Genomic DNA, 8,826 nt, shown 5'->3' with positions numbered 1-8,826 from the left:
CTTATTGGAAGACAATGATCCCTTTTCAAGATTATGATGAGAATTATCGTGAGATTGAGCAACGTTGGAAAGATATATGTATAAATCAAGGCTGTACTAAAACTGAATTCGCACCAGAAGTATTGTATTTTGGAAATGTACCAGCACAGTTTTTATCATTGTGGACGAGCTTGTGTTAAATGATAAGGCAGAACAAATTGTGTATCGCTTGGAAGTTTAATATTTTGACTATATTGGAAGTTATGAAGGGATTTTTAAAAGGGATATTGATATGAATTTAATATCCCTTTTAATTAGAAATGAATTAAATATTGACTATTTTTCAAAATATAAGTTTAAAGGTTGACGTTTTTAAAATAAAATGTAAAAATAAGATGACAAAATATTAAAGAACGGGAGTGTCGTCTTTGCCTTTTAAACTGAATGTTGATGGAAATAGTATCAGACAAATCATTCAAAGGGTTCAAGCATCGTTGTCTAAGGCTAGCGATAGATTAGCAAATGATTATGGATTTAACAATGGTCATGGGATGGCAAAATGGAGTTTTATATATCCTCATCAACTTGGGAATGACGCAGAAGGGCTTGTTTCGTTCAAAACAAAGAGAAATGGCTGGAAAGTTACAGGGCTTGTTGATACAACAAGTAAGACTTTATTTTTCCTTTTGTCTCAAGACAATCTTGATGCTAGGCAGACAGGAAAGATAAAGCCTAAAGTGATGCATTACATTTCTGCCATTTCTGGGGTATGTAATGCGGATTTTGAGGGGAAATTAGATTTGAGTCAGAGAAGAGCGATACAGATATCATTTGGCTTGGATTTCGATGAAGAGGAAGCTCATCGAATATATAAGGAAATGCTTCAAGCATGTCCTTGTGAGATTGAACAGTTCTGTGTGATTAGTCTTGATATGAAAGGCTATGAATTAAAATCCGTTAAAGCTAATGTATTAAATGAAAATTTAGATACGCTTTATGAAGAGGATTGGAGTGACTTTATTACTGTTGCTGCTAATGATGATAGTGATACGGATAACAAACAACAAGAACAAGAACAACATGACATGGACGTTCCACTGAAAACAAAGCGCAAGAAAACATCTCAATAAAATCGCGCTCTTCTCATAGAAAGGGATTTTTTAAGATGATTACATCTAAATTTAATGGTGAAAGATTGAAATTAGCTAGACGCTTTAATGCAATGAGTTTATTGGATTTAGCGGAAAAGCTTTCAATATCTAAACAAATGATTTCTAAGTATGAAAAAAATATTAGTCCACCTGGTGGAGAAATCATGCTTCAACTGGAGGGAGTTCTAGGCTTCCCAAGAAAGTTCTATTTTGAAGATGATACTGTTACAGATAAAGTAGGTAATGCTTATTTTAGAGCGCTTGCGAAAACTTTGAAGAAGGATCTTGAGGCTCAGAAGTTGAGGCTAGATTTTCTTTCAATTATTTATCAATTGATCAATGAGTATATTGATTTGCCTAAAGAAAACTTACCTAATTTAGATGTAGATAATATGAGCATAGAAGAAATGGCTGTACAAGCCAGGGAGTTTTGGGGACTAGGAGATAAACCAATTAAAAATATGGTTGAACTCCTAGAGGTAAATGGAATAATTGTTTCTACTTCAAGAATAAATGTTGCTGAAATTGATGCATATACACAGACAAGGAAAATAAATGGTTCAGATGTTTATTTTGTAGTATTAGGAAATGATAAAGGTAGTAGATATAGAAGACAGTTTGATGCAGCGCATGAGCTTGCTCATATATTGATTCATGAACCTTATCTTGACTTATCTACATTATCTAAGGATGAAGAAAGAGAAATGGAACAGCAAGCCAATGATTTTGCTAGTGCGTTTCTATTACCTAAAGAACCTTTTATTAGAGATGTTAGTATGTTTCCGATTGACCTAGACCATTATGTTTTTATGAAGAAGAAATGGCATGTGTCTGTGGGTGTTATGGTCAGAAGAGCTTATAATTTGGGAGTAATCACTTTCAACCAATATTCATATCTGCAAAGACAAATGAGTAAAAATGGTTGGAGAAAAAAAGAACCATTAGATGGACAGTCTAAGCCTACAAGCCCAGTTTTAATAAAAAAGTCAATTCTAACATTACTCGAAAATGATGTTTTTGATGGTAATAGCATTTTAGAAGAACTTTCAAACGAGTATCAATTAACTTTACGTGAAGAAATGTTCGAGGCGTTGACAGGCTTGGAGGAAGGTACACTTGCTAAGTTTAGAAACGATAGATCTAATGTTGTACTAGAATTGAAAAGAGATACTAACACAATGATAAATAAGACAGTATAAATAGATTTGTGAAACTTAGTTATCGCATTGTAAAGAACGCTGAAGGATTGATTGAAATTATTCAGTGTTCTTTTTTTGATGTCGAAAAATGACGAATGATTAATATAGGTAAATAGTCTCTTTTTATCAGATAATGAAGATAGAAGGAGATGTTGTAAAAATGACTGTAAAACGTGTAAGATTTAATTATTTCACAATAAATCTAGTTCCAGATGTAATCCCTCCTAACATGCAAGGGAGAAATTTAGAAGCACCTTGGGATATGACAACTTTATTAGATTATTTATCTGTGATGCAAAATCCACTTGACTGTGTGGTTAATGTTAGAGAATATATAGCTGAATTCGATCGACATACGATAATATATGACGAACGGGCAAGAGTTTACTCTTTTCAAATTGGAAAACTTAGAGAAAATGATATACCACCCAAAAAACGAATTGGGGATCCAAAGGAAGATTTAATCTTACAGGATGATGAGTATATTGGAGAGTTTGTAACTATTGTTTTTGATCCAACTTTTTGTACTGTCGCTGTTCAATCGAATTTATACAGTTTAAATATAAGTCAAGTGGAAATATTTTTAACAGAATTAAGAAACCGTTACAAACAGTTGATAGGTGAGGTAGATCAGATACCATTAAATGTAGAATTACATCCGATAGTTGATACTGCAAAAGTAGACACTATTGGTAACGCTGATATTTTTAGGAAAATTAATATCAAAGGAAGTAATATTATGGCAGATGCAATGGCTCAAAATGGTACATTGGGTGAAGTATCTGAAATTATCGGTCGGGCAAATGGTATTAATTTTGAACTAACAATATCATTGGGAACAGCACCGAAAGCAGAAAGTTTGGATTCAGAATTAATTCAAGAAATTATTGATGGATTTAGTCAATTAGGAGATGAAAACAAACCTAAAATAGAAATTACTGCACGAGAAGATATCGAATCTCCAGTAGAAGTTGTAAATCTGTTGACTCCAAGATTAACAAATGTAATTGATTTACATTTAGAAAATCGAACAGGTATAGGACATGAGTATATCCATATTGAATTCATGGAAAAATATCATGCAAAAAGAACTGCGATTGCAAGAATACTTCAACCATTAGCTGATTAGAATTATTTTGAAAGGAGGCGGAATTTATGATAGGCAAGATTTTGAAGTCTTCTGTAGATTTTTTTTGGAAATTATGGGAAAGAAATAGATTTAGTGTTAATTTTCTTTTCTCGATATTGCCTATCGTCTTATATTATTTTAACTACATGTCCAACATAAGGGAAAATACAGGAAGTTTTGTGGCTTATGCTGTCGGAATATTAACTGTCGATGGAGTTTTTCTAACCCTTTTAGTTACTTTAAAATCCAGTCCAGTCATGGCACGATTGAAAACTTTATTTCCAAATCTACACAATTTTTTATATCAAGAGTTAAGAAAACAAATTGCTTCCTGTATATATTTTATACTTATTAACTTAGCAATTGCGGTAGCAGGACCTGTTAGTAATTATTATATAATATGTCCTGGGATAATATTTTGGTCTTACTACTTGGTCAGTATTACCATTGGAGCGCTATTTAGTTTAAAGGCTGTTATGAATTTAGCTACTACAGAAGTTGAAACGAGAAAATCAATGAAATGAAGCACTGTCATTAGATAGTGCTTTTTTATTATAAAAAAGGAGGGTGAGATTATAACTATTATTTTTAGCATTTAAAGGTATTAATATAACTCAAAACGAACTTATCCATATTTCAATTGAAAGGATGATTCGATGATCATCAGGGAAGGTATTGAAGTGACGAGAATAACTTTAGATGGTTATGAACTACCAATTCCAGAGGGCTTTTCAGAATTTTTATTGAGCGCTGGATATTGGCGAGTTGGTGAAGAAGTAGAAACGATTAATTATGAAGAAGTTTTATCGAATTATGACAGAAAAGTTGTTGTGGAAAATGGAAAGTTACACACTAAATTAACTTACAGAGGGAATAAAAAGAAAAGACGTAAAAAATCATGAATGAAAGGGGGAACTGCTCTTATGGAACGAAAAGAACGTACAATATTGGATAACCCACCAAGCGAAGAAACTAAGTTGAAAATGTTGGAGTTTTTTATGAAAATATCAGTATCTCAAATTTTAGCGGCTCGACATTGATGTCGAATCGTCTTTGATGACGAGACGCTAAAAAGTTGGTAACACCAAATATAACTAGAGGGGAAATTCCCTCTAGTAGCATGGTGGATTATAAGGTGTCTATTAGGTTCACATAGAGCTTTTATTCTCTTTGAATGTTTTGGTTCGGAAATAGGTGCTAGTAACGGTGGGGAGAGAAAAAAGCATGTTTACGGTTTCGATTGTTTTGTTTTTGTGTTTGACGGATACGCTTGGAACGAGGTGAATATTCTTCACCTTGCGTAAAGAACCATAAAAAATTTTTTATGTAAGTATAGCTTGAGTTACTAATATTTTGAAGAATATATGGGACTCATGTTTAGTGTCCGGAAAGTGTCCGAAAGGGTTTGGGATTGTATTTTTTTAAGTAATGAGATTGCTTGGGAATATTGATATAACAGCCTTTTTGGTGTCTATTTCCTTCTGTTATATATAGACCTTGATAGGCATAATGATGTAATATATTGAATGAAAAATACATGAAGGATGGACATGAAATGGGAGATTTATTATTGATGATGATTGAACGCGTTGGTTTAATCGTTATTTTAGGATATTTACTTTCGCATATTAAGGCATTCCGTTGGCTGCTGCATAAGCAAGATGGCTATAAAGGTAACTTTATGTTAATTGGCATATTTTCGTTATTTGCAATTGTAAGCAACTACACAGGGATTGAGATTTCTGGTAATACGATTTTGAATGATAACTGGCTGCGGGGCGTCTCTTCTTCTAGTACGATTGCGAATACACGTATTATGGGAATTGAGATTAGTGGGTTACTTGGAGGTCCAATTGTTGGAATAGGAGTAGGATTAATAGCTGGCATTCATCGTTATGTGCTGGGGGGAACGACTGCATTGAGCTGCGCAATCTCTTCTATTTTAGCTGGGATTGTGACAGGTTATATTGGCTATTTATATCAAAAACGAAATCGCGTTGTAACCCCTAAGTTTTCTGCGGTGCTTAGCATCTGTATGGTATCGCTGGAAATGCTTATGATTCTTGTCATAATCGATGACGGCTGGAGCATTGTGAAAACAATTGCAATCCCAATGATTATTGTAAATGCTTTCGGAAGTTTTATTCTTTTGTCAATGATTCAGTCCATTTTACGACAAGAAGAACATGCGAAGGCATTACAAACGCATAAAGTATTGGGCATTGCTGATAAAACACTTCCGTATTTTCGCCAAGGATTAACGGAAGAATCATGTATGAATGTGGCACAAATTATCTATCGCTTTACAGGAACCGATGCAGTATCTTTAACAGATACAGAAAAAATATTAGCACATGTTGGATTAGGATCTGATCATCATATTCCTTCCCATAGCTTAATTACTGAATTGTCAAAAGAGGTGTTAAAGAACGGGGAGATTATGAAAGCAAAGTCGCGCGAAGAGATTAATTGTCAGCATGAAGGGTGTTTATTACAAGCGGCAATCGTGATTCCGCTCACATCTCGTGAAAAGACCATTGGTACGTTAAAGCTTTATTTTAAAAATCCCAATTCATTAAGCCCCGTAGAGGAAGAGCTGGCAGAAGGATTAGCGAAAATCTTTTCAACGCAGCTTGAGCTTGGAGAAGCAGAACTGCAAAGTAAATTGTTGCAAGATGCGGAAATAAAGGCGCTGCAAGCACAAATTAACCCTCATTTTCTTTTTAATGCGATTAATACAGTATCTGCTTTATGTCGTACAGATGTAGAGAAAGCGAGGAAATTATTGTTACAGCTAAGCGTGTATTTTCGCTGCAATTTACAAGGTGCAAGGCAGCTTCTTATTCCATTGGAACAAGAATTAAATCATGTGCATGCGTTTATGTCGTTAGAACAAGCAAGATTTCCGAATAAATATGAAGTGAAAATGTATATTGAAGACGAACTGCATAATAGTTTGCTTCCACCGTTTGTGCTGCAATTATTAGTAGAAAATGCTCTTCGTCATGCATTTTCCAAAAAACAGCCTATATGTCAAGTTGGAATTCATGTTTATGCCAAGCAAAACAGCGTACATTTCAAAGTAAAAGATAACGGTCAAGGGATTGAACCGGAACGATTAGAACAGTTAGGAAAAGCAATTGTGTCGTCAAAAAAAGGAACGGGAACAGCATTATTTAATATTAATGAACGGTTAATGGGCTTGTTTGGAAAAGATACAACGCTTCATATTGTCAGTGAGCTGAAAGCAGGGACGGAGATTTCCTTTACGATTCCAATTCAAAGAAAAGGGGGAAGCGATATTGAGAATATTAGTAGTTGATGACGAAATGTTGGCGCGGGACGAATTAAAATATTTATTATATCGAACGAAAGAGGTTGATATTATTGATGAGGCTGACAGTGTAGAAGAAGCGTTAGAGAAGTTGATAGAAAGTAAACCAGATCTTGTTTTTTTAGATATTCAGCTGTCGGATGATAATGGATTTGAAATTGCTAATATACTAAAAAAGATGAAAAAGCCACCCGCTATTGTATTTGCAACGGCCTATGATCAATATGCTATTCAGGCATTTGAAGTAGATGCTTTAGATTATATTTTAAAGCCGTTTGACGAAGAGCGCATTGTCCAAACAATTAAGAAATTTAAAAAACGAAAGCAACTTGAAATGGATGAGAAACAAGAAGTGCATGCGCCAGATGCATCTAGCGGAATGAAAAAATTAGCGCTGCCGATTGATGAATCGATTGTATTAGTGAATATAGAAGATATCGTATATACTGGACTGTTGGACGGAAAAGTAATTGTGAAAACGATTTGTGATACGTATGTGACGAACGATACGCTTGCCATATTAGAAAAGAAATTGCCACCAATGAATTTTCTCCGTGTGCATCGCAGTTTTATCGTAAATGTAAATCATATTTCTGAAATCCAGCCGTGGTTTAACTCTACGTATAATTTAATTATGAAAGAGGATTCAAAAGTACCTGTAAGCCGTACGTATGCAAAAGAATTAAAGAAGCTGCTTCGTATTTAACGAGCAGCTTTTTGCATTTCATCCTTCTTTTTATGTAACTGATTTCATATATTTGACGCTCTGTGTTGTAAGTGCTTACGCGATCGTTTACATCCTATACAATAAAGCTATCAAATCGAAAGAGGTGGAAGGATAGTATGAAAAAGTCATCTATTAATCCATGGCTTGTTGTCCTCGGTACAGTCATTGTCCAAATGGGACTTGGAACGATATATACATGGAGTTTATTCAATCAGCCTTTAGTGAGTAAATACGGCTGGAGTCTTAACGCTGTTGCTATAACCTTCTCAATCACTAGCTTTTCTTTAGCATTTTCAACTTTGTTTGCGGGTAAATTACAAGAGAAATTGGGACTTCGTAAACTTATTATGATAGCCGGATTAGCTTTAGGAATTGGCTTGATGCTTAGTTCGCAAGTTTCCTCATTACCAATGCTTTATGTACTAGTAGGTGTTGTTGTTGGTTACGCAGATGGTACAGCCTATATCACTTCACTATCCAATTTAATAAAGTGGTTTCCAAAGCGTAAAGGTTTAATTGCTGGTATATCTGTCTCCGCATATGGCACAGGTAGCCTAATTTTTAAATACATTAATGCAAAGTTCATTGATTCAGTTGGTGTATCACAAGCGTTTTTATATTGGGGTTTAATTGTTGCAGTTATGGTAGTGATAGGCGCTTGTTTTATCCATAAAGCCGCTGAACAAGATACAGTTCATGAAACAAAAAGTCATGACTTTACAACAAGAGAAATGCTAAGCACAAAACAAGTTTATCTGTTATTTATTATGTTATTTACATCATGTATGAGTGGCTTATACTTAATTGGTATGGTAAAAGATATCGGTGTTCAACTCGTAGGACTTAGCGCAGCAACAGCAGCTAATGCTGTCGCTATGGTTGCGATCTTTAATACGGTTGGCCGAATCATTTTGGGGCCGTTGTCAGATAAAATCGGCCGTTTGAAAATTGTGTCAGCAACGTTTGTTGTTATGGCTACGTCTGTTTTTGTCCTCAGTTTTGTGGATTTAAATTATGGAATTTATTTCGCCTGTGTAGCAAGTGTTGCTTTTTGTTTTGGTGGGAATATCACAATTTTCCCAGCAATTGTTGGTGATTTCTTCGGTCTAAAAAATCATAGTAAAAACTACGGTATCGTGTATCAAGGCTTTGGTTTTGGAGCACTCGCAGGTTCCTTTATTGGTGCAATTCTAGGTGGATTTAAACCAACTTTTATGGTAATTGGCGCATTGTCTGTCGTGTCATTTATTATCGCTATTTCAATTCGACCACCTAATCAGCAAAAAGAAAAACAAAAAAATTATCGC

8 protein-coding genes are annotated in these 8,826 nt (G+C 34.6%); all 8 read left to right on the top strand.

The features are described from left to right. Positions 1-407 precede the first annotated feature (407 nt). Positions 408-1,109 carry a DUF5986 family protein gene (locus tag V7024_RS23145; RefSeq protein ID WP_335524357.1) on the top strand — a complete coding sequence of 234 codons (702 nt, stop codon included), beginning with the start codon at positions 408-410 and terminating at the stop codon, positions 1,107-1,109. Between the two features lie 35 nt (positions 1,110-1,144). Beyond that, on the top strand, positions 1,145-2,329 hold the full coding sequence (locus V7024_RS23140; protein WP_335524356.1) for an XRE family transcriptional regulator: 1,185 nt from the start codon (positions 1,145-1,147) through the stop codon (positions 2,327-2,329). Positions 2,330-2,489: 160 nt separating this feature from the next. Then, positions 2,490-3,458 (top strand): DUF6731 family protein, encoded by a 969-nt coding sequence (locus V7024_RS23135; RefSeq protein ID WP_335524355.1) that lies wholly within the window; start codon positions 2,490-2,492, stop codon positions 3,456-3,458. Positions 3,459-3,484: 26 nt separating this feature from the next. Continuing rightward, entirely contained in the window at positions 3,485-3,982 is a 498-nt protein-coding gene (locus V7024_RS23130; protein ID WP_335524354.1) for a hypothetical protein, read from the top strand. A gap of 132 nt (positions 3,983-4,114) precedes the next feature. Continuing rightward, entirely contained in the window at positions 4,115-4,360 is a 246-nt protein-coding gene (locus V7024_RS23125) for a hypothetical protein (protein WP_335524353.1), read from the top strand. Positions 4,361-5,013: 653 nt separating this feature from the next. Beyond that, positions 5,014-6,780 (top strand): sensor histidine kinase, encoded by a 1,767-nt coding sequence (locus V7024_RS23120; protein ID WP_335524351.1) that lies wholly within the window; start codon positions 5,014-5,016, stop codon positions 6,778-6,780. Then, on the top strand, positions 6,758-7,498 hold the full coding sequence (locus tag V7024_RS23115) for a LytR/AlgR family response regulator transcription factor (protein WP_335524358.1): 741 nt from the start codon (positions 6,758-6,760) through the stop codon (positions 7,496-7,498). Before V7024_RS23120 ends, V7024_RS23115 begins: the two co-directional genes overlap by 23 nt. 137 nt (positions 7,499-7,635) lie before the next feature. Continuing rightward, positions 7,636-8,826: L-lactate MFS transporter (locus V7024_RS23110; RefSeq protein ID WP_335524350.1), on the top strand; the 1,191-nt coding region annotated here is incomplete at its 3' end.

The organism is Bacillus sp. JJ864, assembly GCF_036963045.1.
GTDB lineage: Bacteria > Bacillota > Bacilli > Bacillales > Bacillaceae_G > Bacillus_A > Bacillus_A pseudomycoides_C.
This window is presented reverse-complemented; position numbering and strand designations above follow the sequence as displayed.